Source organism: Brevibacillus sp. FSL K6-2834 (genome assembly GCF_038592925.1).
In the GTDB taxonomy this organism is placed as follows: domain Bacteria; phylum Bacillota; class Bacilli; order Brevibacillales; family Brevibacillaceae; genus Brevibacillus; species Brevibacillus borstelensis.
In genome coordinates this window covers 2,643,314-2,669,753 of sequence record NZ_CP151945.1, presented here as the reverse complement: position 1 = coordinate 2,669,753, position 26,440 = coordinate 2,643,314, and the positions used below count along the sequence as shown (strand labels likewise).

At 50.5% G+C, this 26,440-nt stretch carries 28 protein-coding genes and 1 tRNA gene; 9 read left to right on the top strand and 20 right to left on the bottom strand.

Annotated elements, in window-relative coordinates; genetic code table 11:
- Positions 1–497: 497 nt before the first annotated feature.
- Complete coding sequence (locus NST96_RS13240) at positions 498–836, top strand: histidine triad nucleotide-binding protein (protein WP_039071127.1); 339 nt, start codon at positions 498–500, stop codon at positions 834–836.
- A gap of 51 nt (positions 837–887) precedes the next feature.
- Here the strand turns inward: NST96_RS13240 and NST96_RS13235 are convergent, their stop codons facing one another.
- Complete coding sequence (locus tag NST96_RS13235; RefSeq protein ID WP_122958610.1) at positions 888–1,877, bottom strand: YpdA family putative bacillithiol disulfide reductase; 990 nt, start codon at positions 1,875–1,877, stop codon at positions 888–890.
- 248 nt (positions 1,878–2,125) lie between these two features.
- On the opposite strand from NST96_RS13235, the gene NST96_RS13230 reads away from it, so the two are divergent.
- Positions 2,126–3,718, top strand: a complete 1,593-nt coding sequence (locus NST96_RS13230; protein ID WP_024984337.1) for an S-layer homology domain-containing protein — start codon at positions 2,126–2,128, stop codon at positions 3,716–3,718.
- Between the two features lie 75 nt (positions 3,719–3,793).
- On the opposite strand, the gene NST96_RS13225 is transcribed toward NST96_RS13230, so the two are convergent.
- The 4 genes from NST96_RS13225 to NST96_RS13210 form a co-directional block, all read right to left on the bottom strand.
- Positions 3,794–4,756 carry an L-threonine 3-dehydrogenase gene (locus tag NST96_RS13225; RefSeq protein WP_003386922.1) on the bottom strand — a complete coding sequence of 321 codons (963 nt, stop codon included), beginning with the start codon at positions 4,754–4,756 and terminating at the stop codon, positions 3,794–3,796.
- Complete coding sequence (locus NST96_RS13220) at positions 4,753–5,946, bottom strand: glycine C-acetyltransferase (protein WP_339167959.1); 1,194 nt, start codon at positions 5,944–5,946, stop codon at positions 4,753–4,755. The genes NST96_RS13225 and NST96_RS13220 overlap by 4 nt, the downstream gene beginning before the upstream one ends.
- A gap of 361 nt (positions 5,947–6,307) precedes the next feature.
- On the bottom strand, positions 6,308–6,685 hold the full coding sequence (locus NST96_RS13215) for a (2Fe-2S) ferredoxin domain-containing protein (protein ID WP_024984335.1): 378 nt from the start codon (positions 6,683–6,685) through the stop codon (positions 6,308–6,310).
- A 44-nt stretch (positions 6,686–6,729) separates the two neighbouring features.
- Positions 6,730–8,076 carry an ATP-binding protein gene (locus NST96_RS13210; RefSeq protein ID WP_251247083.1) on the bottom strand — a complete coding sequence of 449 codons (1,347 nt, stop codon included), beginning with the start codon at positions 8,074–8,076 and terminating at the stop codon, positions 6,730–6,732.
- A gap of 230 nt (positions 8,077–8,306) precedes the next feature.
- On the opposite strand from NST96_RS13210, the gene NST96_RS13205 reads away from it, so the two are divergent.
- The 4 genes from NST96_RS13205 (at position 8,307) to NST96_RS13190 (ending at position 10,052) form a co-directional block, all read left to right on the top strand.
- Positions 8,307–8,513 (top strand): helix-turn-helix transcriptional regulator, encoded by a 207-nt coding sequence (locus NST96_RS13205; RefSeq protein WP_024984333.1) that lies wholly within the window; start codon positions 8,307–8,309, stop codon positions 8,511–8,513.
- The gene (locus NST96_RS13200; protein WP_051567398.1) at positions 8,510–8,809 is read left to right on the top strand and encodes a hypothetical protein; all 300 of its coding nucleotides are present in this window, start codon (positions 8,510–8,512) and stop codon (positions 8,807–8,809) included. Before NST96_RS13205 ends, NST96_RS13200 begins: the two co-directional genes overlap by 4 nt.
- Before the next feature lie 112 nt (positions 8,810–8,921).
- Positions 8,922–9,692 (top strand): aminoglycoside adenylyltransferase domain-containing protein, encoded by a 771-nt coding sequence (locus tag NST96_RS13195; protein ID WP_051925611.1) that lies wholly within the window; start codon positions 8,922–8,924, stop codon positions 9,690–9,692.
- A gap of 33 nt (positions 9,693–9,725) precedes the next feature.
- Positions 9,726–10,052, top strand: coding sequence for a hypothetical protein (locus NST96_RS13190; protein WP_342406499.1), 327 nt, complete (start codon positions 9,726–9,728; stop codon positions 10,050–10,052).
- A 29-nt stretch (positions 10,053–10,081) separates the two neighbouring features.
- Here NST96_RS13190 and NST96_RS13185 read toward each other — a convergent pair whose 3' ends face one another.
- Positions 10,082–10,213, bottom strand: coding sequence for a hypothetical protein (locus tag NST96_RS13185; RefSeq protein WP_340701278.1), 132 nt, complete (start codon positions 10,211–10,213; stop codon positions 10,082–10,084).
- 193 nt (positions 10,214–10,406) lie between these two features.
- On the opposite strand from NST96_RS13185, the gene xerS reads away from it, so the two are divergent.
- Positions 10,407–11,519 carry a tyrosine recombinase XerS gene (gene xerS / locus NST96_RS13180; protein WP_003386931.1) on the top strand — a complete coding sequence of 371 codons (1,113 nt, stop codon included), beginning with the start codon at positions 10,407–10,409 and terminating at the stop codon, positions 11,517–11,519.
- Positions 11,520–11,669: 150 nt separating this feature from the next.
- Here xerS and NST96_RS13175 read toward each other — a convergent pair whose 3' ends face one another.
- The 12 genes from NST96_RS13175 to NST96_RS13120 all read right to left on the bottom strand — a co-directional run bounded on the left by NST96_RS13175 (position 11,670) and on the right by NST96_RS13120 (position 22,303).
- On the bottom strand, positions 11,670–12,458 hold the full coding sequence (locus NST96_RS13175; protein ID WP_003386932.1) for a transglycosylase domain-containing protein: 789 nt from the start codon (positions 12,456–12,458) through the stop codon (positions 11,670–11,672).
- Between the two features lie 162 nt (positions 12,459–12,620).
- Positions 12,621–14,207, bottom strand: a complete 1,587-nt coding sequence (locus NST96_RS13170) for an acyl--CoA ligase (RefSeq protein ID WP_342406498.1) — start codon at positions 14,205–14,207, stop codon at positions 12,621–12,623.
- Between the two features lie 81 nt (positions 14,208–14,288).
- On the bottom strand, positions 14,289–15,002 hold the full coding sequence (locus tag NST96_RS13165; protein ID WP_342406497.1) for a hypothetical protein: 714 nt from the start codon (positions 15,000–15,002) through the stop codon (positions 14,289–14,291).
- Positions 15,002–15,541 carry a TlpA disulfide reductase family protein gene (locus NST96_RS13160; RefSeq protein ID WP_003386935.1) on the bottom strand — a complete coding sequence of 180 codons (540 nt, stop codon included), beginning with the start codon at positions 15,539–15,541 and terminating at the stop codon, positions 15,002–15,004. The genes NST96_RS13165 and NST96_RS13160 overlap by 1 nt, the downstream gene beginning before the upstream one ends.
- Before the next feature lie 195 nt (positions 15,542–15,736).
- Positions 15,737–16,651: a C40 family peptidase gene (locus NST96_RS13155; protein ID WP_003386936.1), complete on the bottom strand. Its 915-nt coding sequence runs from the start codon at positions 16,649–16,651 to the stop codon at positions 15,737–15,739.
- Positions 16,652–16,911: 260 nt separating this feature from the next.
- Entirely contained in the window at positions 16,912–17,538 is a 627-nt protein-coding gene (locus NST96_RS13150) for a fumarylacetoacetate hydrolase family protein (RefSeq protein ID WP_003386938.1), read from the bottom strand.
- 58 nt (positions 17,539–17,596) lie between these two features.
- Positions 17,597–18,139 (bottom strand): hypothetical protein, encoded by a 543-nt coding sequence (locus tag NST96_RS13145; RefSeq protein ID WP_003386939.1) that lies wholly within the window; start codon positions 18,137–18,139, stop codon positions 17,597–17,599.
- A 191-nt stretch (positions 18,140–18,330) separates the two neighbouring features.
- Positions 18,331–18,927, bottom strand: a complete 597-nt coding sequence (locus NST96_RS13140; RefSeq protein ID WP_024985058.1) for a VanW family protein — start codon at positions 18,925–18,927, stop codon at positions 18,331–18,333.
- Positions 18,928–19,153: 226 nt separating this feature from the next.
- Positions 19,154–19,780: a DsbA family oxidoreductase gene (locus tag NST96_RS13135; RefSeq protein WP_024985057.1), complete on the bottom strand. Its 627-nt coding sequence runs from the start codon at positions 19,778–19,780 to the stop codon at positions 19,154–19,156.
- A 119-nt stretch (positions 19,781–19,899) separates the two neighbouring features.
- Positions 19,900–20,628 carry an ABC transporter permease gene (locus NST96_RS13130; protein WP_024985056.1) on the bottom strand — a complete coding sequence of 243 codons (729 nt, stop codon included), beginning with the start codon at positions 20,626–20,628 and terminating at the stop codon, positions 19,900–19,902.
- A gap of 14 nt (positions 20,629–20,642) precedes the next feature.
- Positions 20,643–21,392: an ABC transporter permease gene (locus NST96_RS13125; RefSeq protein ID WP_003386943.1), complete on the bottom strand. Its 750-nt coding sequence runs from the start codon at positions 21,390–21,392 to the stop codon at positions 20,643–20,645.
- Positions 21,392–22,303 carry an ABC transporter ATP-binding protein gene (locus NST96_RS13120; protein ID WP_342406496.1) on the bottom strand — a complete coding sequence of 304 codons (912 nt, stop codon included), beginning with the start codon at positions 22,301–22,303 and terminating at the stop codon, positions 21,392–21,394. The genes NST96_RS13125 and NST96_RS13120 overlap by 1 nt, the downstream gene beginning before the upstream one ends.
- Positions 22,304–22,477: 174 nt before the next feature.
- Between NST96_RS13120 and NST96_RS13115 the strand changes: the two genes are divergently transcribed.
- Complete coding sequence (locus NST96_RS13115; protein ID WP_003386945.1) at positions 22,478–23,194, top strand: response regulator transcription factor; 717 nt, start codon at positions 22,478–22,480, stop codon at positions 23,192–23,194.
- On the top strand, positions 23,191–24,582 hold the full coding sequence (locus tag NST96_RS13110; RefSeq protein WP_039071134.1) for a HAMP domain-containing sensor histidine kinase: 1,392 nt from the start codon (positions 23,191–23,193) through the stop codon (positions 24,580–24,582). The genes NST96_RS13115 and NST96_RS13110 overlap by 4 nt, the downstream gene beginning before the upstream one ends.
- 254 nt (positions 24,583–24,836) lie before the next feature.
- Here the strand turns inward: NST96_RS13110 and NST96_RS13105 are convergent, their stop codons facing one another.
- Both NST96_RS13105 and NST96_RS13100 read right to left on the bottom strand, forming a co-directional pair.
- Positions 24,837–25,745: an aminoglycoside phosphotransferase family protein gene (locus NST96_RS13105; protein ID WP_327985840.1), complete on the bottom strand. Its 909-nt coding sequence runs from the start codon at positions 25,743–25,745 to the stop codon at positions 24,837–24,839.
- 260 nt (positions 25,746–26,005) lie between these two features.
- Positions 26,006–26,092, bottom strand: a tRNA-Leu gene (locus tag NST96_RS13100).
- Between the last annotated feature and the right edge of the window lie 348 nt (positions 26,093–26,440).

The following is a 26,440-nucleotide window of genomic DNA, read 5'->3' as shown; positions in this document are numbered from 1 at the left end:
TTCCTCCTCTGTGCCAATGCGATCAAAACTTTTTTAGAAAACATGGTCTGGCCTAGCCTTTTGGCGGCGATTTGCACCCAAAGGAGCACTAGTTTCGCTGCTATCCATGATGTCGACAGATGAATGACAAGCATCCGCTCGACCATAAAAAAACCCACCATAAACCAACTTGTACAAACCAGGTTTGCGCAAGTCGCTTTATGGTGGGTTAACACTTAGCATCTTTCATACCAGTTATCAATCCAACCATTTGGGTCGCGGAAGCCAGAATGTGCCAGGAATAATTCATTCCCGCAGCATCGATGCACTTCCCTTTCCCATTATAATCAAACAGGTGGATTTTGCAAGAGAAAACCCTTTCATGGAACTGGCTGAGCCGCCGTTTTTTGCTGACTGGTGCTTGTAATGCGGCAAAACGGATCAGCGGCAGAACAGGAAAATGGAAGGAAGCGACGAATAATGCTAAAGAGAAGCTATGGAAAGGAAGGATACGCCAGATGGATTGCATTTTCTGTAAGATCGTTAAAGGAGAGCTCCCTGCCAAAAAAGTTTACGAGGACGAACACGTGGTGGCTTTCCATGACATCAACCCCGTCGCCCCTGTACACGTACTTGCCATCCCCAAAAAGCACATCACTTCTCTCCTGGACATTCAACCGGAGGACAAGGAATTGATCGGCCATCTGCACCTGTCTTTGCAAAAGGTAGCGGCAGAAATGGGTGTACAAGAATCCGGATTCCGTGTCATCACCAACACGGGCCAGCACGGTCAGCAAACCGTATTTCACATCCACTACCACTTGATCGGCGGCCGTCAGCTCGAGTGGAAGATGTAAAAAAGACAACGCCAGCGTCACGATTCAGACGCGGCGTTGTCTTTTCTTTTTTTACCCTTGCTCCTTGCTTTTTTCAAGCGAAGCGATATGCTCGGCGATCAGCTTTCCGTGGTGCCTGCCGTTTTCAATAAAAATCGCGTTTGCATGCTCGCCGGAGGCAATCACACCAGCGATGTACAAACCGGGTACATTGGTCTCCATCGTGTCCGGATTGTGGACGGGCTCGCCTGTCTGCGGATTCGTCGCTGCTCCGAGTGAACGCAGGACGCTGCGGTCAGGTCGAAAGCCGATCAAGGAAAAGACGAAGTCATTTTCGAGAGTGACTTCTCTCCCCTCTGTCACGACCACCAGATTGCGCTCGGCAATTTCCTTTACAGTAGTGGAATAGAGCACCTGTATGCGGCCTTTTGCGGCCAAGCTTTCAAAAACAGGCCTCGTCCATGCTTTTACCCGATCGGAAAGCTGCGGCTTGCGGCAAATGACCGTCACTTCGGCACCGGCGCGCTCAAGTTCCATGGCAGCATCGACCGCGGAGTTGTTGCCGCCGATGATCGCCACCTTCATCCCCGCATACGGATGCGCTTCCGTAAAAAAGGAGCTCACTTTATCAAGGTTTTCGCCAGGCACATCAAGCCTGTTCGGATTGTCAAAGTATCCCGTCGCAATCACCAGGTACCGGCATGTATATGTGTGCTTTGTCTGAAAACGGTCTACAGACTGCACAGAAAAACCGCCGTTCACCTTCTCTACATGAACGACCGTCTCATAGCTGTTGATCCGCAGCTGATTGCGGGCTGCCACCAAACGGTAGTATTGAAGAGCTTCCAGCCGTGTCGGCTTTTCGTTCGGCGTCGAAAACGGAATGTCTCCGATCTCGAGAAGCTCTGGCGTACTGTGAAAAATCATGTAGGTCGGATAGCGATAAATTGAGTTGACCAACGTTCCTTTCTCGATGACCAGCGGGTCGATTCCCTGTCTTTTCAATTCGACAGCGGCGGCAAGCCCGCACGGTCCCGCTCCAATAATCAGTACCTGCTCCATGGTTCCCATCCATCCTCCCATGTCTTCCCGTCTCTATTTTTCTTGGAGCCAGCTTTCCGTGCACGTTCACACGCAAGCGCGGCCAGAAGTTTATCTGTTTCCATCATATCATACCCGCAAGCGGCGATTGACACTCCCTTCCATAGCCATACCTGTTTTCTATTTCCAGAAAATGATGAATGAAAGAGGTTTTTCTATTCTTTACACTAGAAGAGACATAGAAAAATTACAGACGAAAGAGTAGAGCCATGCGAAAACGTAACGTACATATCATGCTTAGCTTCGTATTGTGGGCAACGTCACTGTTGTCCGTCTCTGTAGGTGTCTCTGCATCGACCGCTGCTGCGCTCAAGGATATTTCGGCAAGCTATGCAAAAGAAGAGATCCGCTCGCTTTATCAAGCCGGTATCGTCCTGGGCGATGCCGATGGTTACTACCGGCCGAAAAAGGCCGTAACCCGCGCAGAGTTCGTCGCCATGCTGACCCGCACGTGGAAGCTCAAGACGGTATCAAGCCAGTTTCCTGCCTATTCCGATGTGCCAAAGAGCTCCTGGGCTTATGGCGCCGTCCAGGCCGCGGTCTCCCTCGGTATCGTAAACGGCACGACGCCAACCGCCTTCTCGCCTAATCGCACCATTTCCCGTCAGGAGGCAGCGGCACTGCTCATTCGAGCGATGGGAATGCAACCGTCCCAGCCAGCCTCCCTGCCTCTCAGTGATGCCTACAGCGTCGCCTACTGGGCAAGACCGTATGTGGCAGAGGCAATCCGCCAAAAGCTCCTGGTTGGCTACCAGGGATATTTCCGTCCAAACGCTCCGCTATCCCGTGAAGAGACGGCGGTACTTCTCAGCAGGGTGAAGAAGAAAATCGATCAGCAAGCGAAAGGCAAGACTCCCGTCATCCTAGGCTGGCAGTACCGGTCTACCGTGCAAGAGTTCATTGATCTGGTCAAAGACACTCCGGTCAATACGCTGTCTCCCCGCTGGTTTTACTTGCAAGCCGACAGCTCGATCGCCGATCACACCGATGCCACTCTTGTCAGGTGGGCTCACCAGAATGGCAGAAAAGTATGGGCGATGTTTGGCAACCGCTTCGATGCCAACGCAACCCACAACGCGCTCTCTGTACCGGCAAACCGCGCAGCCGTCGTCAATAAGCTGGCTCAACTGAGCGACAAGTACCAGATTGATGGAATCAATATCGACTTTGAAAATATCAAGCCCGGTGACCGCGAAGCCTTTACAGCTTTTGTCAAAGAGCTGGCGCAGGCCATGCATGCGAAAGGCCGAACGGTCTCCGTCGATGTTCCGCCTGATACACAGACGGATTGGAGTGCACCGTACGATTACGCCAATCTGGCACGGTATGCTGATTATATCGTTTTAATGGGCTATGAAGAGCATTGGAGCGGAGGCCCTTCTGCCGGTTCCGTCTCATCGCTGCCCTGGCTCGTCAAAAGCTCAAACAACCTTTTGACGCAGATCCCGGCCGACAAGTACATCGTCGGTCTGCCGCTCTACACTCGCGACTGGTCTAAAGTGAATGGCGCTTGGCAATCAACTGATTTGCTGATCCTGGAGTCCTACCGGCTCATCTCGCAAAACAAACCTGCTATCAACTGGAATCCGGCAACCTCGCAGTACAAGGCGACGTACTGGAAAAACGGGACTGCTCATTCGATCTGGCTGGAAGAGAGCCGATCGCTTGGACTGAAAATGCAGGCGAGCATGGAACGGCCTATCGCCGGATTTGCCTACTGGTACGTGGGAGAAAAACTGCCCGATGTATGGAACGTCATCTCCAATGTCATCACCATGCAAAAGCTGAAAAACAGAAAGTAGTGAAGCTGCAGCTTGCAATCAAGCTTTGCTCAAAGAAAAACAAGCCTGGCGCATCAGGCTTGTTTTTCTTTGATCTCAACCGATTTTTTGAAGCAGCCGCCCTTTTAACTGGGCTAGCATATCCTTTGTCATTTTTTCCAGATCGTACTCTGCCGTAAATCCCCACTCTTCCCGTGCGGCGCTGGCGTCGATCGAGTTCGGCCAACTGTCGGCAATCGCCTGACGCACAGGGTCTACCTCGTATTTCAGCGTAAACGAAGGAATCAGCTTTTGAATCGAACGGGCGACGTCTTCCGGCTCAATGCTCATCGCCGTGACATTGAACGCATTCCGATGCTTCAATTTGCTCGGATCGGCCTCCATCAGGGTGATAATCGCCTTTAAAGCGTCCGGCATGTACATCATGTCCATGTACGTCCCTTTTGCGATATAGGAAGTATAGGTACCGTCGGTGATTGCTTTGTAATAAATCTCCACCGCATAATCCGTCGTTCCCCCGCCTGGAGGTGTCACATAGGAAATCAGGCCAGGAAAACGTACCCCCCTCGTATCTACGCCGAACTTGTGGAAGTAGTAGTCACATAAAAGCTCGCCGGACACTTTATTGACCCCGTACATCGTGGTCGGCCGCTGAATCGTGTCCTGCGGTGTCTGATCCTTCGGCGTGCTCGGTCCAAAGGCTCCGATCGAACTGGGGGTAAAGAATTGGCAGCCAAGCTCGCGTGCCACTTCCAAAGCGTTGACCAGACCGCCCATGTTCAAATTCCAGGCCAACAACGGTTTGGCCTCAGCGGTCGCGGAGAGCAGAGCGGCCAGGTGCATAATGGTGTCGACCTGATGCTTTTTTGCGATATCGAACATGGCTTTTGCATCCGTTACGTCCAGCTTTTCAAACGGCCCCGCCTGCAGTACGTCACTGTCTTGCGGCATTTTGATGTCAGTGGCAATGACGTTATTCGCACCGTATTCGTCGCGAAGTCTGGCAGTCAGCTCGGAACCGATTTGTCCCAAAGCCCCGGTGATCAGAATCTTTTTCATTGCAGAATCCCCATTTCTTTGCCCACTTTTTCATAGATGTCCAATGCCCGGTCCAGCATCTCTTTGGTATGGGCTGCTGTCGGCATATTGCGTACGCGGCCGGTGCCGCGCGGAACGGTCGGGAATACGATCGCTTTCGCATACACGCCCGCTTCGTACAAGCGCTTGCTGAATTCCTGCGTTTTTTGCTCATCGCCAATCACGCATGGAGTAATCGGGGTCTCGCTATGCCCGATGTCGAAGCCCAGCTCCTTTAGACCCTTTTTCAGATAGTTGCCGTTTTCCCAGAGGCGATCGTGCAATTCGGTGCTGCTCTGCAAAATATCGATCGCCGTTATGCTGGCAGCCACATCAGCTGGCGTGAGAGCAGTGGAAAACAGGAACGGTCTGCTGCGTACCTTGAGCCAGTCGATCAGCTTCTGTTTGCCTGCCACGTATCCACCGATGACACCGATCGCTTTGGAAAGCGTTCCGATTTGGAAATCGATTTTATCGGACAAGCCAAAGTGCTTGACAGTACCTGCCCCTTTGCCGAGCACGCCAGAGCCATGTGCATCGTCCACATACGTGATCAAGTCAAATTCCTCAGCCACTTCAACGATTTCCGGAAGCTTGGCAATATCCCCATCCATGGAGAATACCCCATCGGTAATGACCATCACTTTTTTATACTTGCCGGACTCGACAGCTTCCTTGGCTTTTGCCCGCAGGTCGTCAATGTCGGAGTGTTTCACCCGAATGATCTGCGCTCGGGAAAGGCGGCAGCCGTCGATGATGGATGCGTGATTCAGCTCGTCAGAGAGAATGGCATCGTCCTTGTCCATTACAGCGGAAATTGCCGCCATGTTGCAATTGAAGCCCGACTGGTAGGCAATCGCCGCTTCGGTATGCTTGAAAGCGGCCAGCTTCTCTTCCAGTTGAACGTGCAGCTCCAGCGTACCGTTAATCGTCCGAACGGCCCCTGCCCCTACGCCGTACTTTTGCGCCGCTTTGACGGCAGCATCGATCAGGCGCTGATCAGTGGCCAAACCCAAATAGTTGTTCGAGGAAAGATTGATCAGCTCTTTGCCTGAGATGGTGATTACCGGACCATTTGCACTTTGCAGAGGATCAATGACGCTATACAATCCTTTGCTTTTCAGATCCGCCAGATTTTCTTCCAAGAAAGCGTCCAAAATCTTGCTTGACATATACATGCCTCCCTGCCAGGATATTTTCCGGAAAACCAGCATTTGTTGAAAAAGAATACATGCGACGAAAACAGATGTCTCCGTGGTATGTACAGTAAAATATAGCACAAACCTTTGTATAATAGCGTTTCTTTACTCATATTATCATTTTATTTCAAAAACGTCCATATGACATAGACATATTGTAAGCGGTCACATTCTCTTCGCCCTTGTCTCGGCTTTTTCTTTACACTCCCCTTTTTTCAGGTCATTTAGCCCTTTTCCTGTGGTTCTACAGGTATCTATAGCCTAGCCTTTTTGTTCTCATTCTTTGCAAAAACAAAAAAGCCGCAGCATCTTATGCTGTGGCCTGTACTCGGTCCTACTCTGCATTCTTTTCCGATTTGAATCGTCCCACGGGAGCATCGGCTGACCGTTCAAATCCGTCAGGGCTCCATTGGTGCGAGATGCTTGCCTCAAGCGGCTGGCCATTGGCCATATGCTTTTGAACAATTTCTTCGGCAAGCTGCGGGGTTACATTCCGGTACCACGTTCCTTCCGGATATACGATCAGAACGCATGAATCTTCACATCGCCCATTGCAGTACGTTTTTGTCGTATGTACCAGATCATCCAGTCCCGCTTCCTTGATCGCTGAGCGGAATGCCTTCGTTACTTCTTCTGCACCTGCCCGGGTGCAGCTTCCCCCATTGCACAAGAGTACGTGCTTCCGGGTACGCGATAAGTTCCAAGTAGCCATTTTATCTTCTCCTTCTTCCCTTTTTCTCTCTGCTGCTCGTCGCCTCAATCCACCGAATTCCGTTGCCCGGCTGCCGGGAAAAGCATCGTGACGGACGTTCCGATTCCTTCTGCACTCCGGATACTGATCTGGCCATCATGGGCTTCCACCAGCCCTTTGGCAATCGTGAGTCCAAGACCCGCCCCGCCGCGTTCCCGGTTTCGGGAGCGATCCCCCCGGTAAAAACGGTCAAAGATATGGGGAAGGTCTTCGGCAGCGATGCCGCTTCCATTGTCCGATACAACCGCAACGATTCGATCCCGTTCCTTTTTTACAGTCAACCGGATCTCTCCATGAGGGGCTGTATGCTTCCAGGCATTGGATAGCAGATTGGTGAACACTTGGGCAAGCCGATGGCGGTCCCCAAGCACCATCGCTTCACCTTCTAGCTGCTTTTTGAGCACGATGTTTTTTTGCGCCAGGGCGGCACTCATGGCGTCCGCAGTCAGCTCTGCAATCTTGCTTATGTCCACCATGTCCTGATTGATTTTGAGCGTTCCTGATTCTGCCTGAATGACTTCATCCAGATCGCTGACCAACCGGATTAAACGCAGCACCTCTGCTCGCGTCGCCTCCAGATGCTCCGGCGACGCTTCCCATACCCCGTCAATCATTCCCTCTGTCTGTGCGAGCAAAGTGTTAAGGGGCGTCCGCAATTCGTGAGAAATATCTGACGTCAAACGCTTGCGCAGCTGCTCTTGATGTTCAAGGCTCTCAATCAGATGATTGAATCTGTCGACCAACCCGGCTAGCTCATCCTTGCCGGACGTGCCCGGTACGCGCACTGACCGGTCTCCTCTCGATACAGCTATCGAGGCATCACTAATCCGTACGATCGGCTTTACCATGTTTTTGGCAATACAAATGCTGACCACGATAACGACGACAATCAGGATCAGCATCGTCCACAACAACGCGTTCGTATGGGCCCTTTGAAAATGTGTCTCAACAGAATGAGACGGAGCTTTTTCATGATGACTGATGGTCAAGTAACCGACCGTTTGGCCATCGACAGCAACCGGCAGCTTGGTGTATCCAGAGCCACGCACCGCAGACTCATCGCCGAATTGTCCAATCCGACTCTGATTCTGGTCCTGTAGCACGATTCGCAGGCCGAGCACTTTGGCAATCGCATCCATCTGGGAAAACGCACGCTCTCCCCAACGATTTTCGGCCTCATATGCCCTGCGGGCCACCTCCAGAACGTCCTGACGTTCCAGTTGTCTTGCTTCGTTCACATACATGGAAAAATGAATATCCATTTCTTTGATCGAGAGCAAGGCAGAGATGAGAATACCGCTCGCCCCTACGGCCATGAAGGCTAGAGCGAGCTTCATCCAGATGCGTTTCATCCCGATTCCTCCGCTGCGCAAGAGATAATCACCCTGTTTGAAAGCTCCAATGACTTATTTTAGCAGAGAACGCTCAGGCTTTCACATGAAAGAGCACATTTGAGTGCGCGCATCCTGAAAATCCAATTATTCCTCCTCTCTTCTATCCACCATGTAAAGCGAACTTGACACAAAGAAAATATGTAAAGTACACCTTACGTAAAGCTTGCTTTACAGAAAGGATGTGAACCATGAAAAACCGGATACGGGAAAGACGGTTGGCCAAAGGCTGGTCGCAGGAATACTTGTCGGAAATCGTTGGTGTCTCGAGACAAACCATTATTTCTTTGGAAAACGGCAAGTACAATGCCTCTCTGGTCCTCGGACACAAGCTGGCGCAAGCGTTTGAATGCGCCATTGAAGATTTATTCATTTTTGAGAGAGATGAAAACATATGACTGAAACAATCTGTACGTATGCAGGGCTGTTTGGCGGGATGCTATTGGGGCTGTTGAGCTTGTATTTGGGGAACCACTTCGCAAAGAAAAAACGGGCACTGGATGAGCGCCACCACTTGATCCGAACGAAGGCGAGAGCTGCTTCCTGGTTCGTCACCCTGGCTGCGATTTACCTCTTCTTTGTGCTGGTCCTGCTGAACGCCGTTAGCTCGATCACCTTCATTCTGGCAATGCTGATCATGGTCCATATCGGAAGCTGGGGATGCTTCGTCTTTTATTATCAGCACAAGCTCTGATGTAGAAGTCTTGTGAACAAAAGGCAAATTATGGTACGTTTAAAACAATAAGCAGCAAGTCGGTGATCTGCACATGCAGTCGGTGAGTGTTCCAGATGAGGTCCAACTGCTAATGGAAAGCTATAAAGAGCAGGCCCAGTCTGCATTTTCAGATCACCTGTCCGGAATATATGTCTATGGCTCCATTGCCTTGGGAGCCTTTGCTTCCGGAAAAAGCGATATTGATTTTCTGACGGTTTTTCAAAATGAACCGACGCGTGAGGATCTCACAAGCATACAAAACATCCATAAAAGACTGCAAAGAACCAATCCGCTGGCGAAAAGGATGGACGGCATGTACTTGTCGGCAGAGCATCTGGGCAAAACCAACCAGCAAATCCCTTCATATATTTACGTCGCCGACGGAAAAGTCCGGCAGGGCTATTGGGATATAAACGCTGTAACCTGGTGGACCGTCAAGCATCATGGCATCCCCGTTTACGGCCCTGAACCTGCCGAGCTTGAACTGTCCATCGGCTGGGATAACGTCGTGGATGCGATGAACATTAATTTGAACGTTTACTGGAACAAACGCGCAGAGTACGCAGCCCTTTATCTTGTCGATGAATTGCTGGCGGATGCGGTATGTACGCTCAGCAGGATTTTGTATACATTGGAGTGCAAAGAAATCGGTTCAAAAGTGCAGGCAACCCAATACGCCCTTCACACTCTGCCTGCCCATTGGCATTCCATACTGACGGATGCACTCCAGATCAGACAAGGGGAAAAGAGGAAAATCGGCCTTGTCTCCCGTTGGCGTCGAGCGAAAGAAACGCAAGCTTTTATCCGTTTTATCATTCAACATTGCAATAATCGCCATATGTTGACATCAATCAAAGCGTAAAGCGGATTCCTATTTCCGAAGGAGTAGATTCACATGTTGAACAACTGGTGGTTTGCCGGCGGGCTTTTGACCGGAATAGCCGGGTCAGCGACAGCTTTGGCAATTTCTTGCCAGTTCATCTTTGGCGATGCCTTCAGAGGCCTTGATTTCTTGCTCTTTCTATTGATTTTGCTGCCCGCTTGTTTTGCCTTGATCACATCATTTGTGCCGGCGCCGCTGATCCTGATTGCTTTTGTTTGGTCCCTGCCGTTAAGCGTTTACCTCTGGGTCGCATCCAATGTGGAGTGGTTTGCGCTCACCTGTGCCGTTTATCTTCTCTCTGCCGTCCTTAAATTCAAGGGTTCACGAGTCGCTTTTTAACCGTGCTCAAGTCCTCGCCACTCCTTCCGTCATCCCTCCTTCAGATACAATTTCGGAAACCCGTACGCGTCTCGTCCGGTCTCTTTCCTCCCTGCCATCTGTCTCGGCATCCGCAAATCGTTTTGCTCTTCTTCCATCAGCCGCTTCCACTCGTCGTTCATCTACTCCTCTCTTTTTTTACAATCAACCAACTTCTTGATTCCGTTACTATCTCACAGCAGCATCTATTCGTCATTTCTTTATGCTCCTGCTCGAAATAGGAACAAAAATTCCCATCAACCTGCTTTTTTGATAGAATGTATGTTCGGGAACGATCCTGTTTTATTCATTGCGACATAAAGGGAGGACGGTTTGATGTCTGTCATAAAAAAACGAGATTCCATACAATTGCTGCAGCTAATTCCCGAGTTCCCCTGGTACGTGGAAAAATTCGTCGAGCATAAAAAGAGCAAGAAAAGTTCTCCGTCCACCTTGGTTGGATACCTGCGGGATTTTTCCTTTTTCTTTCGCTGGTTGATGGCTGAAGGCTTGACGACTGCCAAAGAAATGAAAGACATCCCCTTGGAGACCTTGAACGATTTAAAGAAGGAAACCGTGGAAAGCTATATGCTCTATCTGCAGGAATCGCATTTGTTTGAGCGGGCTGGCCTTTTGCAGAAGCCGACGCGCAGCGCCAAGCGTGAATACAGCGACCGGACCATCCACCGTAAAATCTCGAGTCTCAAGTCCCTGTTTACGTATCTGTCCGCACTCGCGGAGGACGAGAATGGAGAGTCTTACCTTTCCCGCAATGTCATGGCCAAAATCGAATTGGACTTTGTCGAAGCGACACCGCTTGCGCGCGCCCATGCCATCCGTGCAAAAATCCTGATTGACGATGAGATTCACCAGTTTGTCGATTTCGTCCAGAACGGGTACCAAGCCCACTGCGACACCACAAAAAAACTGCAGTACTACCGCCAAAACCGTGATCGGGATACGGCCTTGATCGCATTGATACTCTCCGGCGGCTTCCGCGTCTCAGAAATCGTCAATCTGGATTTGTCTGACGTCGTACTGGAGAAAAACCAATTAAAGATGGTGCGAAAAGGAAAAAAAGAGGATGCCCCTTTCTTCAGTGACTGGGGAAAAGCGTATTTGCAGCGGTATCTGGCAGTACGCCATACCTATAAACCGGACGAGAAGGAACAAGCCCTTTTTTTGGCTGTCTCTCCTGCCAAGCCCCATGGACATCGGATTGAGGTCCGTACTGTGCAGAAGCTGGTGAAAAAATATGCGCAGGCATTTGGCATTCCCGATCTGTCTGTCCATAAGCTGCGCCACAGCTTTGCGACCCAATTTTTGCGGCTCAATCCTGACGCCCACCAGCTTCAAGCTCAACTGGGTCATTCCAAGATCGAGACGACCATGCAGTACGCCCATGTGCTGGAGGACGCTCTGAGCAAAGCAGTCAATCGAACGACGTAATGACCAGTCAATAATGAAGGATCGGACCAGTTTGCAAAAAAGCCGATCGGCTCTTTAAAAAACCGATCGGCTGCATGTGATTCCTATCAATTAGAATGTCGCAAGCCGACAGACTCGCCTTTTGACGTCTTTTAGAGTACTCTGGCTTTTTTAAGGCTGCCTCACCTGAATCTTTTCCGCGAGGGCTTTTTCCTTTTCCTGCTGTGACAGAATCTTCAACTCTGTCATTCTCTCCAGCACCAGATGCTGTCTTGCCATCGCCTTTTCGCTGTGCTTGACAGGCGAGTAAGCCTCGGGCGCTTTCGGCAGCGATGCGAGTATGGCGGATTCGCCGACCGTCAACGTATCGATCGCTTGCGAATTTCCTTTCCCAAAGTAAAACTGTGCCGCATTTCCGATTCCGTACTGGCCGTGTCCAAAGTAGATGACATTCAAATACATCTCCAAAATCTCTTGCTTTGTGTAACGGCGCTCCAGCTCCATCGCGATCGCCATCTCTTTCATTTTGCGCCACATCGTTTTATCCTGGGTCAAAAACAGGTTGCGGGCCAGTTGCATGGTAATAGTGCTCCCGCCTTGGACATAGGCCCCCTCCTGGAGATCAATCCATACAGCCCGGGCCAATGCAGCCGGGTCTACCCCGCCGTGCTGCATAAACCGATGATCCTCGATGGCGACGAATGCCTTCCACAGATGTTCCGGCATTTCTTCTATCGGAATGTACCCGGACGAGCTGTCTTTCAAAGCTTGCAATCGGCTGTCATCGATCCAGGCGCTGCCTGCAGTCGTCATGAGGGACGGGACCAGGTAAGTCAAGCAAATAATGCATAGCGACAGAACCGCTATCCATTTTTTCCAATTGCCCACTGGGCGAATTCGCTTAGTTTCAACGCGTGGAAGCGGATTGATCTCGTTGGTCGTGAGGGTAACATGGTTCATCTGGAATCACCCCTTCTATCGTATCTATCCTTATCATACGAATGAAGAGGGGTTCTTCCCATCGAATCCACTTACACATTCCTTACATTTCCGTAATGTTTCAACGGACGGTGTCACTAAACAAAAAAAGCCCCGGCTTCATGCAGCCGGGTTTGATCGAATTTATGAGCGGTGTTGCTCTTTTTGTCTTTCCTTAAGCCGCAGCTCCACCCGTCGGATCTTTCCTGAGGTTGTCTTCGGCAGGTCGGTGACAAATTCTATTTTTCGCGGGTATTTGTAGGGAGCGGTCATTTTTTTCACATGATCCTGAAGCTCTTTCACCAAGTCATCGGAAGGCTCGATTCCTTTTTTCAGGACGACAAAGGCTTTGACCACTTGTCCGCGCTCAGGATCAGGGCTGGCTACGGCCGCACATTCCGCGACTGCCGCGTGCTTGACCAGCGCATCCTCCACCTCAAATGGACCGATCGTGTAGCCGCCGGAAATGATAATATCGTCTGCACGTCCCTCAAACCAGATGTATCCCTCTTCATCCATCCGCCCTTGGTCGCCGGTAACATACCAGTTGCCGCGGAAGGCCCTGGCCGTACGCTCCGGATCGTTCAGGTAGCCGCGGAACAGCGCAATCATCTCACGGTCAATCGCGATGTCGCCTACCTCGCCCTGCGGCAGCTCGTTGCCCTCTTCGTCGATAATTGCGACACGGACGACAGGAGATGGTCTGCCCATCGAACCCGGCTTTGGCTCCATGCCTACGAATGTTCCGACCAAAAGCGTATTTTCCGTCTGTCCGTATCCATCTCGCACGGTGAGGCCGAACACACGGCGGAACGTATCGATCACTTCCCGGTTCAGCGGCTCGCCAGCGGAACACGCACTGCGAAGCGCTTGCAGGGAGTAGTTCTCCAGGCCCGATACTTTGGCCATCAGGCGGTACTCCGTCGGGGTCGCACACAGTACCGTGATCGGGTACGCTTGGAGGTGGGCCAGATACACCTCGGGATCAAAACGTCCCTTGTAAACGAACGCTGTCGCTCCCATTCCCAGTGTTGCCACAAAGGGGCTCCACACCCACTTTGCCCAACCAGGTCCCGCTGTTGCCCAGACGAGATCGCCTTCCCGTACGTCCAGCCAAAGCTTGGCTGCTACAGCCAGATGTGCAAAAGGCCAACCGTGAACATGCATGACTCCCTTCGGTCCGCCGGTCGTACCGGATGTGTAAGAGAGAAAGGCCAGATCATCCGAACGAGTATCCGCACAGGAAAATTCGTCAGATTGTTCAGCCAACAGCTCCTGCAAGGCGATCCAGCCCTCGCAGCTCTGACCAATTGTGACAAAGTGCGAAAGCGACGGACAGTTTTGACGGATCATGTCTACTTCGGACAGGACGGCATCGAAACTGATAATCGCCTTTGCTTCGGCATGAATCGCACGGTACTCAATATCTTTGCTGCGAAGCATCTCTGATCCTGGCATGACGACTGCTCCCAGCTTCATCAGACCCAAGTAAATGGCATAAGCTTCGATCCCTCTCGGAACCAGCACGAGCACTTTATCTCCTGCTTCAATCCCCAATGATTGAAGACCATTGGCAACGCGATTGGAATAGCGGCGCAGTTCTTGGTACGTGAGAATTCTTTCTGTCCCATCGTCACTTAATTCCCAGACAGCCCGTCTTTCGGGATCACGATCGGCCCATTGGTCTACCTGTGCGGCAAAATTGTAGCGCTCCGGCATCTGTAGCTGCATGTACATTCCCCCATTTTCATCAGGTATAATAGGAAGATTCTCCAAATTTTCAATTTTTCCTTTTTCAGAAATTTTGGATTCCTAGCTCCTGCGTCTGAGCAGGATCCAGGCGCCTGCATAAACAGACGCAAGCCCCATTTCCTCACGATATGACCGCCAGCCTGTCTGTATGCTTTCGCTTGGGGTGAGCGCAACGTATAGGATAGCCCACAACCCTATGCCCATCAGCAGCAGACCGATCCGTTCTCTGCGGACAAAATGCGCTCGCGAACGCGAAAAGGTTAGCATGGCAATCAGGAGCACCATGACTCCTGCATGCAGGGCATTAACAGGGAGGTAGTAGCTTCCCTTCAGTACCCATCCCCAGCCTTCGGTCTCCATCCCGTACTGCTTGACAACAATCGAATACACCGCAGCCAGAAAGGCAAAAGCACTGAGTGTCCATTCGATCGTTCTCTCTAATGGCCATTTTCCTCGAAAGGCTTGCAGAGCGAAAACCAGCAACCCGCCGACTGCGGCAGCTTCCAGACCGTACGCTCCGCCACTGTACAGCAGCCATCGGGAGGGCTGCAGCCACACCGCTTTTCCGGCTTCCAGCACTGGCCACAGCTTGTACAAAAGAAGCCCAGCCAATAATGCGTTGCTGCCTGCCTGCAAAAACGACTGAACCCCTTCCAGCTTCTCTTCGACTCGTTTGATCCAAAATCCATAGAGAAGGAGTGCTAGGACGACAGACAGGACGCTGGCTGAAAAGTGCAACGGACCGATTGACAGCATTGCCCCCGGTTCCAGCATTACGGATTTCCTTTCTTCAGCAGGGGTTGTACAACCCGTTCAAATTCTTCGATCGTCACCGGACCCATTTTTTTGTACACAATCCTGCCGTCCGCATCTAGGACAAAACTCGTAGGCATGGCGATGATCTGGTACTCTTTGCTGATTTCTCCCTTGGGATCTGTGACGATGGGATAGTCTACCTGGTATAGCTTAACAAAATCCCGTGCCGCCTCCTCCGAATCATTGTAGGTCGTGTTGATCCCTATAAAGGAAACTTGATCCCCATACGTTTTATGCAAGGAAGTCAAATCGGGCATCTCTGCTTGGCAAGGCGGGCACCAGCTGGCCCAGAAATTCAGAAAAACAGGTTTGCCCCTCTGCTCTGCAAGCGACATCTCTTCTCCATGCAAGGACATCCCTTGAAAATCCGGGGCCAGATACCGGACCTCCGGTTTGGCTATCATCTCGTTTACGTTCTCCTTTTGACTGCCTGTCCCTACTGCTAAATAAGTAGACAAAGCGACAATCGCCAGAACCAGCATGTAACGAATCTTCATCGCTAATACACACCTCCTGTTCTTGCAAACAAAAACCTTCCATCATTTGTCAACCTATCTATTGTAACAAAAGCACTCCGCTTTCGTCCTAGTTAATATAGAAACAACATGGAGAGAAAGTCTGCAAAAGCGAAGAAAAAAAGACTCCCACGCATAAAGCATGAGAGCCTGTATCTTTGCGGATACGCGGATTTTTTATTCAGGAATGACGCGCTTTACTTTTACCACACGGCGTTCCCAGTTCGTACCATCGAACTTCGAGTATGTAACCCCAGGCTTACCGTACGTATGCAAAATTTTTCCGTTCCCTGCATAAATGGCGACATGCGTGATCCGGTCAGACGATGTGTTGACGGATGCTTTCATGAAAATCAGATCGCCTTTTTTCACGTTTTTCAAAGATACGCTTTTCCCTACTGTGGATTGCTGGCGAGAATCGCGTGGCAGCGTAATTCCCGCTTCTTTAAACACACGTTGGGTAAACGACGAGCAGTCAAACGTTTTGGTCGTGTTTTTGCTAGAGCCGAATTTGTACGGTGTACCCATGTATTTCTCACCGTTTTTAATTACCTGGTTGGCAATAGCGGTAGCTTCCGAGCCATTGTCGGGCGTACTTGGCTTTGAAGCAGACTCTTCTTTTACATACCGTCTGGCGCCCAAGAATTTCTTTTCATATGCGGAGTATTTTTTCACCACTACTTCATCTTGGCTCTGCGAAGAGTAGATAAATTGATCGTTCCCCACATAAATCCCCATGAAGGAAGGATTGCCTTTCCCATTGGAGGAGAAGAATACGAGATCCCCGGCTTTAACGCTTGTCCGGCTTACTTTGGTCCCGCCGCGATACAATTCAGAGATCGTATCATCAATTTTGATTCCTGCTTTGCCGTATACATACGTGGCCAATCCCGCTGAACCGAAGCTGTTCGGCCCTTCGGCACCAAATTTGTAATCTTTGCCCAGCAGCGATTTGGTCAAGCTCACGATTTGTTCAGACTTCCCGGAATCTTGCGAATAAGCGGCCGCTTGTCCAACTTGACCACCCATTAACAGGGACGTACTCAGCATGACGGCGATAGTCGATTTCATCACCCAATCTCTTTTCGTCACTCTCTTTTCCTCCTTGTCATGTTGTGATCCCTCAATCGGGTACAAGCACAGGTTACCGCAGGAGGAAACGGGAGGATAAGACCGTAAAATTTACCAATGCGTTTTTTGGTAACTTGGCCCTACACGAAAAAAGAGTCTCAAACATTGCCATGAATGCCTTTTAGTTCCCTGGGCCTAGATAGCAAAAAATACGCGAGGCCAAGCGCAAAAAAGCCATCTTCTGCCTGATAGTGTCAGAAGATGGCTTTCATTATGCGGAGTTAGACGAGTCTTGCAGTAAATTCTCCCCAGTTTTCCGATCCCCACAGGAAGCTAAAATGATCGCCGTTTTTCGTAGCTGCGACACCGGCAGGAGTGCCTGTATAAATAATATCTCCCTGGTCCAAGCCGAAGTGTTCATTTGTATAGCGGATAATGGTCATCAAATCGAAGATGACATCGCCGATATTCCCCCGCTGTGCCTGTTCGCCGTTCTTGACGAGTGTGAAATCCGTTTCCAGGCACGCTTGCAAACCTGGGAACGGCCGAAAAGCAGTGACGACAGCAGAATTCGGAAAGCCTTTTGCCAGCATCCAGGGATATCCCTTTTTCTTCAGCTCGCTCTGAACATCGCGCAGTGTAAAATCTATGCCCAATGCCATTTTGTCGACGATGTCCTCCAGCTTCGCCCCTTCGGCAAAAGGTCTGGCAATATGGATCACGAGCTCGGCTTCGTAATGCAGTTCACCGCGATTCCCCGGAAGCTCGATCTCTTGTCCATTCGCCTCAACCAGGGCATGAGTCGGCTTGCCGAAAAGCATCGGGGCCGTTGGGACCTCGTTTCCCAGCTCTGCCGCATGAAGCTTGTAGTTGCGTCCTACACAGTAAATATTCCGGATCGTTTGCATAACTTCTTCTCTCCCTCTTGCCCAATTTTCCCTCTTTTACTATATCACTGTTTGTTTTTCACGGACAGAAATCATTGCCGCCGTTCTCATCTCTTCCGCCGTACCATAAGCGCTCGTTGCCTCTGTTCTCCAGCGTCCCGATCGCTACGCAAACGGCCAACAGCATGCTGTCCAGATCTTCCTCCTCCAGTGCCTGCCAGTGCAGACGGTAAGAAAGAAGAAAGGCCTTCTCATCCAGGCAGACTGCACTTATATCGATATCCCGAATGGTTTTCAGCACGTGATATCGCGCACGCAGGGTGTCTCCAAGCGGAAACAATCCGTCCCACGTTTCGGGATCATAGCTGGAGGTGACATCGACTTGAAACGCAAGTGACTTTTCTTCCCGGCGAAACACTACATGATCTTCCTGATAAAACCCTGCCCCGCATGGAAGCGTATCTTCGAGAGAAAAGGAGACCCCCTCCGGCAGGTCTTCCGGTTTCAGTGCATGGATCAGGCGCCCGGGCAAAAGAAAGGCGCCATCTTTTCCAAGAGCAAGCTTTTCTCCCATTACGTGCACAAGAACTCCCTCTGTTTCCTCTCGAACGACAACGTACATGCAAATCCCTCCTTACCAAACAGTATGTTCGCTCGGAAGGAGTCCAAAACGAGCAAGCCGCCTTTCTTTTATCATAGAGGGTGGAATTCCACTTCTGCTTGAAAGGCAAAAAAAAAGACGTGTAACAGACCTATCATCTGTCTACACGCCATAGCCATCCCTGTCAGTTATGTGTTTATGCTGGTACCGTTTTACTTCTTTAAGATGGCAATTACCACCTCTGTATCATCGTAAGTCTTGGCCTTGATCTTCAAGGTGTAGTCGTATGGATTGGAAAATCTGAAGTCAAGAAGTCCATATGCGACGGTAGCATCCTGTCCGACGGGTACATAGCCGACGGTCTTGCTGTGAGAGTGCCGTTCTACAATCGACAGCTGCGCTTCCATCACTGCATTGAACAGCGTCGAGGAGACTTGACAGATTCCTCCGCCGTATCCTTCGGTCAACTGGCCGTTTTGGATGACATGCGCTTCCTTCCAGCCATCTTCGGCCAGGTTGGAGTTGCCTACTTCCTTATTATAGGAAAACTCTTCTCCGGGCTTTATCTTTTCCCCGTTGATTTTTCTCATCGCTTTTTTGATGTTATGAATGCGACTCTCAGAGCTGCCAGCCATAGAGGTGTAGTACAGTCCCACGACATCTTCCTCATCTACTCCAAGACGTTCGATCAGCTTCTCGCGGTCAAAACCGGGCACGGCGGCAGTTGCTCCACTCGTTACCGATTGACCCGGTGCAGATGGATCAGGAGTGCCCGCTGCGCTTGCCGCCGGAACATGGATTACAGTCATCACAAGCCCTGCCAGTAGAGCGAATAGACAGGAACGAGATCGATTCTTCACTAACTCTCCCCCGCTTTTCTTCGATAAATTGAGAAAGCCGGCTTTGGTCAACGATTCACCGGTTCCTCTACCACTTTAGCAAGGTTATTGTCAAGACTCAATCTGTAAATCTTGGAGAGCGGATTCATGGGGAGGCATGAAAAAACCGCCCTCACAACGGGCGGCAATCGCTATGCTATGGGGTTTCCGACACCTGGCGGAAGGCTTTGAGAAAGTTCTCGACCGGATGCGCTCCAGATAGAGCCAATTTCCCATCAACCACGAAAAAGGGCACACCGGTAATTTGCAGTTGCTTCGCATACTCGAGGTCTTCGCGTATTTCATCCAGTTTCTCGCCCTTTTCGATGAGCAGGCGCGTTTCGATCTCGTCCATGCCGAGAAGACCCGCTATATTTACGAGCGTATCCAATTGACCGATATCCTGCCCATTTTCGAAATAAGCCCGGTATATAGCGTCTACCATTTCGGTCTGCAATTCTGGAGGAGCCAGCTTGATCAACTGATGGGAAGCAAGCGTATTGGGCCAAACGGAAACCTGATCAAACTGAAAAGGGATCCCTGCTGCTTCACCCGCATTGGCGGCATGCTGCACCATTTGTTTAGCCCCTTCGATTCCGCCTTTCATCGCCCCCATGTACTCCCAGAAGGGAACGCCTTCCTTGGGCGTGTCCGGGTTGAGCTGATAAGCCCGGTAGCGGATGGTGATCGGTTCTCCTTCCCACTGTTTGATAGCGTCAAATACATTCTTTTTACCGATCCGGCACCACGGACAAACCGTGTCCTGGAAAATTTCGATGATCATTTTAAAAGCTCCTTCCATATGTACGGTACCCTTATTGTAGCGCAGAGCTTCAGAGAATGTAAGTTAATAATCTTTTGTAAGTATTTTTTGTCTTTCTTCTATATATCATGCGACAAATATCATGCGACAACATCTCTTTTTGAAAGATACCTGATCGCAATAGCCGAGACAATGACAATGAACAAGCTGTTCATCGCCAAAAACAGACCGTTCTCCGCGATTGTCAAACTTTCTTGGCTCAATGCGCCCATCCCGATCGTCAAGAGAGAATACGGGTAAAACATGCCGAGTTTCATCACATACATCCCCAGACCGATAAACGCTGCACAAATGCTGATGCCGATTGGGACTGCGAAGCTGCGGATGCGTATCGATAGAGCAAGCTGTACCGCACTGATCGCGATAGATGCATACAAGCCGCGGCTCATCCAGCCAACGGTTTCTATTGGAAATGGCGATGCCAATCCCAGCGCCTTCCCTGCGCAAAAATACAGCAGCAGGAAAAATGCCTGGACAATGAGCATCATTATCCCGGCAATAGCCAGTTTCGAAATGAAAATCGCAGACCGGGAAACCGGGGCCGTCATCACCTGGTACCAGTTTTTGTTGAAATGCTCGAGACGGCATAGATATGCACAGCAGATGGCAATGAGAACGGGAAGGAAAAACTCCCCGTAAAACAGGCTTACTTGTGTCCATAGGCTGTACCATCCATTGGTGAGCACGCTTTTGTTTGCGTAATAATTGGCGGTGCCAATCAAGATGCTGACAGCAGGCAGTGCCGCCAGAATGCTCCAAATGTACGACTTGCGCATTTTCAACCATTCGGCAGCCAAACTTTTTATCAACATGGTTCCCCCCCTTATTCTTCCTTGCGGGACATATGGATACTCCCGATGAGATAAACGGCTCCTCCCATCAAAACCACAGCGAGAGGCAAAGCCGGCTCGACGCTGCGGGTGACAAACTCCATCGTTCCGTTCTCGTATTTGTACGTGACACAAGACAGCCCCGTATAATAAGACCAGACAAAGATGCGCCGGACCGCTTCCGGAAAAAGATCGGCCGTCATCCCGATAAAGCCGCCAACCATCCCCAAACCGAGTCCAAAGGCTTGATTTTTGACAGCAGATGAAATCCATTGCTGCAAGGCGATGACTGCCATATTTGCCAGCATGGTGCCTGACACAAATCGGAGCAGCAAAGAAAGCGGCAGCGGCTGCGCAAAGCCGTTTGCCAATCCAAATGTTGCAATCGCTATGCTGAGCAGGATCATGGCCAACAACATCAGCAGGCAGGCACAAGCATATTTTGCGGCATAAATCCTGCTGCGTGGAAGCGATGCCGCCATTAGCAGCTTCCACGTGTTTCCTGTATGCTCCATATCGGAGATGCGAGACACAACCACTGCCGAAAGGATCGGAAGAAACAGCCCATTCATGGAGGCAATCGTGACAACTATCCCCTCCCATCCCGCTTTATCCGGATTCCGGGACATGGCCATGCTGACAGACAGGAAGGCCCAGCTTATTTCTACCAACAGAAACAGTACGATCATGAGAAATACCCGCTTGCGGCGCAGCTTATAGAACTCCAGTAGAACTGCTTTCATCAAAGGCTTTTCTCCTTTCCTGTAAGCTCAAGAAAGATGCGCTCCAAGCTTTTCCTTCGCTCTTCAATCCGAATCACATCGATGCCCCCCTGGACAAGCATTCGGTTTGCGAAAGCGGTCTGCTCGTCATTCATTTCTTTCACTATCAAGGCATCATCCTCGATAACTGAATGGAAGCCTTGCCTGTAGAGCAGGACATGCGCCGTTTCGTTATCCACCGTTTTTATCGCAATACGAGGCTGGCTCTTGCTTTGCAAAGCTTCCATGCTGCCCTGAAACAGCAGTTTCCCATCGCTGATGATGCCGACTGAAGTAGCAATTTGTTCAGTTTCTGACAGCAAATGGCTGGAAAGCAATACGGTGATGCCGTAGCGCTGCGGCAATGATTTGATCAGCTCGCGAATTTCACCAATACCCGCAGGGTCAAGTCCATTCGTCGGTTCGTCAAGGATCAGGAGCTTCGGAAAAGCGATCAAAGCCATTGCAATGCCAAGCCTCTGCTTCATTCCAAGGGAATACAGTCCAGCCTTTTTGTCCTTGTGGTTTTCCAGCCGCACAATTTTGAGTGCCTCGCATACATTTTTGTCCGGGACATCGTGCAGGCGCTGCATGATCCGCATGTTCTCCAGACCGGTCAAATGTCCGTAGTACGAAGGAGACTCGATGAGCGAACCGGTCTGGCGCAAAATGGACAGCCGGTTTTTGTCAAATTCCTTTCCAAAAACAACCACCTTTCCGCTTGATGGCTTGACCAGCCCCAAGAGCATTTTGAGCGTTGTCGACTTTCCTGCTCCGTTGGGCCCCAAAAAGCCGTACACCTCCCCTTCATGCACCTCGAGATTCACCTCGTTCACCCGATAAGCGTCTCCATATCGTTTGGAAAGATTATGCGTTGAGACGATTGCATTCATCTTTTTCACTCCACTCTGTTTGCTGCTGATTTTGGTATCGCAATATGAGCATAACAGCGGCATCTTTCTGGATACTGACGGCAACCTTACAGCGACCTTAAATCACGGGAAACACTTCGAGTTATCGCGAAATCGCCGGAATTTTGCTGTATATTTGTAAACAGGTGATGACGAATGGACCAGATCAAGCAAAAGAAAGTGCTCATCGTGGATGATGAGCATGAAATACGCGAGATGATCGACAGTTTTTTGCGAAAGGAAGGCTTTTTTCGGATATTCCATGCGGCAAGCTGCAGCGAGGCGATCGAGGTCTGCCTGTCGGACAAGCCGGACATTGCCATTTTGGATGTCATGCTGCCGGATGGGGACGGCTTTTCCCTGTTTTCTTCCCTGCGCAGAATTTCAGACATACCTGTGCTCTTTCTTTCGGCCAGAAACAAGGATGAAGACCGGATCCTCGGGCTTGGCCTCGGCGCCGACGATTACATTGTCAAGCCGTTTTTGCCTCGCGAGCTTATGCTGCGCCTGGGAGCCATATTGCGGCGCGTGTACGCTCCGCCAAAGCAGGAGCGGCTGCCTGTTTTTGCGCTGGGGAGCTTTACTGTCGATTTGGAAGGGGGCGTGGTACGCAGCGCGAGCGGAGAACAGCCGTTGACCGCCAAGGAGCATGCCCTGCTGAAAAAGCTGTATGAAAACCGCGGGCGCATCGTCACAAGCGACGCTTTGTGCAACGCGGTATGGGGTGACGACAGCTTTGGATACGAAAATACCCTCATGGTTCACATCCGGCGCATCCGGGAAAAAATCGAGTCGGATCCCTCCTCCCCTGAACACCTGCTGACTGTAAGAGGGCTGGGCTACAAGCTGATGGCAAGCGAGGATCGGGCATGAACGGGGCCATTCATATTTTGCGGCGTTTCGTAATCTCAACCATCCTTATTTCGGTGTTTCTGCTCATCCTGAATTACGTAGTGCTCGGGACATGGTTTTTTAATGGAATGAACGTTGGAAAAACGCCTGAGGATGTCGTACGCGGGGCTTCAGAGGGACTTCATGGAAGCAGCGGCAGCTATGCGCTCGCTGAAAGGGCGGAAAAATTGCTTGTGCAGCACAATGCTTGGGCCATGCTCATCGACAAGCAGGGACAGGTGGCATGGGGCTTTAAGCTGCCGGATGAATTGCCCCGTGCCTATTCGCTAACGGATGTGGCAAAGCTCTCCCGGCATTACGTTATGGATTATCCCGTTTTCATCTGGGAGCATCCCGATGGCCTTGTCGTTGTCGGGTATCCAAAGGACAGCGTGGCAAAATACCAATTCAGTTTTCCGCTTGACTGGATCAGCAGCGTTCCCCTCCGGCTGGTCGGCATGATCTTCGGGAACATTGCGCTCGCCCTGCTGCTGTCGCTTGTCATCGGCACCCTCCTGATTAAATCCATAACCCCGCTGATCGACGGCATTCACGGTCTCGCCCACGAGCAGCCTGCCCATGTCGAGCCGAAGGGATTGCTGCGCAGCCTGGCAAAGAGCATCAATCACACTTCGGCGCTGCTGCAAGAAAAGAACGCAAAGCTGAAAGCAAGAGATGAGGCGCGATTCAACTGGATTGCCGGTATCTCTCATGACATCCGGACACCGCTTTCCATGGTGCTTGGGTATGCCAGTCAACTGGAGGAAAGCGAGACCTTGCCGGATGAACAACGGAAAAAAGCCGCGATTATCCGGCGGCAGGGGGAAAAGCTTCGTTCCCTTGTCAGCGATCTCCATTTGGTCTCCATGCTTGAGTACGAGATGCAGCCGGTAAGCTGGAAGGCTGTAAGGCTGCCGGTGCTTGCCCGGCAGGCCGTATCAGACTTTCTCAACAACCATGATGTCGGTGAGAGATTCTCCCTGCAACTGGCTTTCGAGGATGAGAACATCAAGGTCAATGGTGATGAAAAACTGCTGCAGCGGGCGATTGCCAACCTTCTGCAAAATAGCATGCTTCACAATCGAGAGGGCTGCCAGATTCTTTTGCAAATCATGCGTTCCCCCGACAAAAAAACGTGCCGCTTCACCGTCACGGATAACGGAAAAGGAATACCGCAAAGCGAGCTTGCCGATTTGCTGGAGCTGCCGTACTCGACCAAGAGAAAGAGCCCTGTACAGAACGGCCACGGACTCGGCCTCCCGATGGTCGCGCGGATTGCCAAAGCCCATCAGGGAAGGCTGATCCTGACGAGCGATACGGGGAAAGGGCTGCGAGCCGAGATCGAGCTTCCGGTCATGGCAGACTCTTGATTTTTTTGCCCCGTGCATGTCCTTTCACGCTAAAAAAGAACAGAGCGGCTGCTTTCACCCTGCTGCAGCCGCTCTGTTTCCGTTATTCCAGTGCGCTATATCGTGTGCTTCAGTCTTAAAACAGGTTTATAGGCATGCTTTAAGCCCATGGAAACGGCCAGTCTCAACACAAAAGCACTCAAATTGCCAAAGTCCCTCACAGTTCCTTCCTGCTCCTTCTACCACCGAAACGGCTATCGCAGCACTTATATGATCTAAACGAGCGTTTTTAACTCTTTCGCCAACAAGCTGATCGTTGCGGCTCTCTCCCCGGCATCCTGCTCATCGAATAAAAGCTGCTGAACAAATTCCCACATGTCTTCCAATTTCCGTTTCTCCTGATAAAACTGGAGGGCATCGGGGTTAAAGGAATAGTCTTTATGGCGTTTCCGATAGATGCTTAAAAATGTGTCGAAATGCGGATGATCAACCAGGAACATCAGATCGGCTTCTACGGGAGCCACTGTAAGCCCTTCCCAGTCAATCAGAATCAGCTTCTCTTCGGCCAGCATCAAATTCCAATTGTGGATATCGGTATGGCATAGAGCCAGTTTGGGATGACTGTTTTTCAACCTTGCAGACAGCCTGCGAATGCTATCGGACAGGCTCTTGATACGTTCCATCTTTGGTTCGATCATTTTCACAACATCCGTTGACAGCTTGTTCCAATCGTGATCCAATGCGTTCCTCAGCTCCTGCAAAAACGGAACCTCAAAAACTTCCCGGAGTCCTTCTGTTTGAACAGGGATTTCTCCCCCATACCAATGGAGCTCCGCAACGATTTCCGCGAGCTGACAAACCTGCTCCCTGCTTAACTCACGATTGCCAATCGTTTCTCCGTCAATATATTGAAAAAGAAGATAGATGGCATCTTTACTTTCGTATTTATAATCGCCATTTGTTGTGAATAGCGGCACAGGAATTTTCCCCTTCAAGCCGCTATTTTGCTGGAGCCAAACGGTGACAGGCATGTACGTATCAATGAGAGCTGTCCACTTGGAGGTAGATGCTCTGTTTTTTTCATAAACCTTCAGGAAATAAGCACACCGGTCATCAAGCACTTTGTAGGCCAGCGCTGACCATCCCCCCCTGCTGCGGCGAAACATTTTTGCAATCGATACCATACTGCTCTCTTAGGATTATTTTTATCTCGTCCATAGTAGCCCTCTATTCATTTGTAGTTTCCAGTGGATGGGTCCACCAAGCTGAGTCTTGTGCAATAGATCTACAGCTGATCGATAATCAATGACAAATGGTTTATTTTAAGCCTCCGGTTACGATATCTACAATTGTTATTTTATCGTATATTTCCCTTTCCCTCTCAGCAATATATTCAGACAAAAAAAACCCTTCAGAAGAATCTGAAGGGCCCTATGTTTACATATGGTGCGGTCGAGAGGACTTGAACCTCCACGGTGTTGCCACCACTAGAACCTGAATCTAGCGCGTCTGCCAATTCCGCCACGACCGCAAGCGACAAGAATTATTATATTCGCAGACGATGGAGATGTAAAGCGGACTTTGGGAAAATGGGAAAGGCACCCCGTTGCCGCTTTGCAGGGGGACTGTTCCATCCAGATCATATGGAGGACTCCGGCTCGTTAGTCTTCACCTTTGTTTGATGTGAAAGGAAATCGCAAAGCACAAGAGAACAAAAAGCAATTGCAAAGACAATGCCAGCAATATTCCTGTCAACAAACCCAATGCAACGTTACTTTCAGTGGCATGATAGCAAGCGACAAACAACCCACTTGAGCCAATGGTCGCGGGCATGCCTCTCCTTGCACGGAAAGTACCCTCGGGGAGCAGCTTTCGCAAG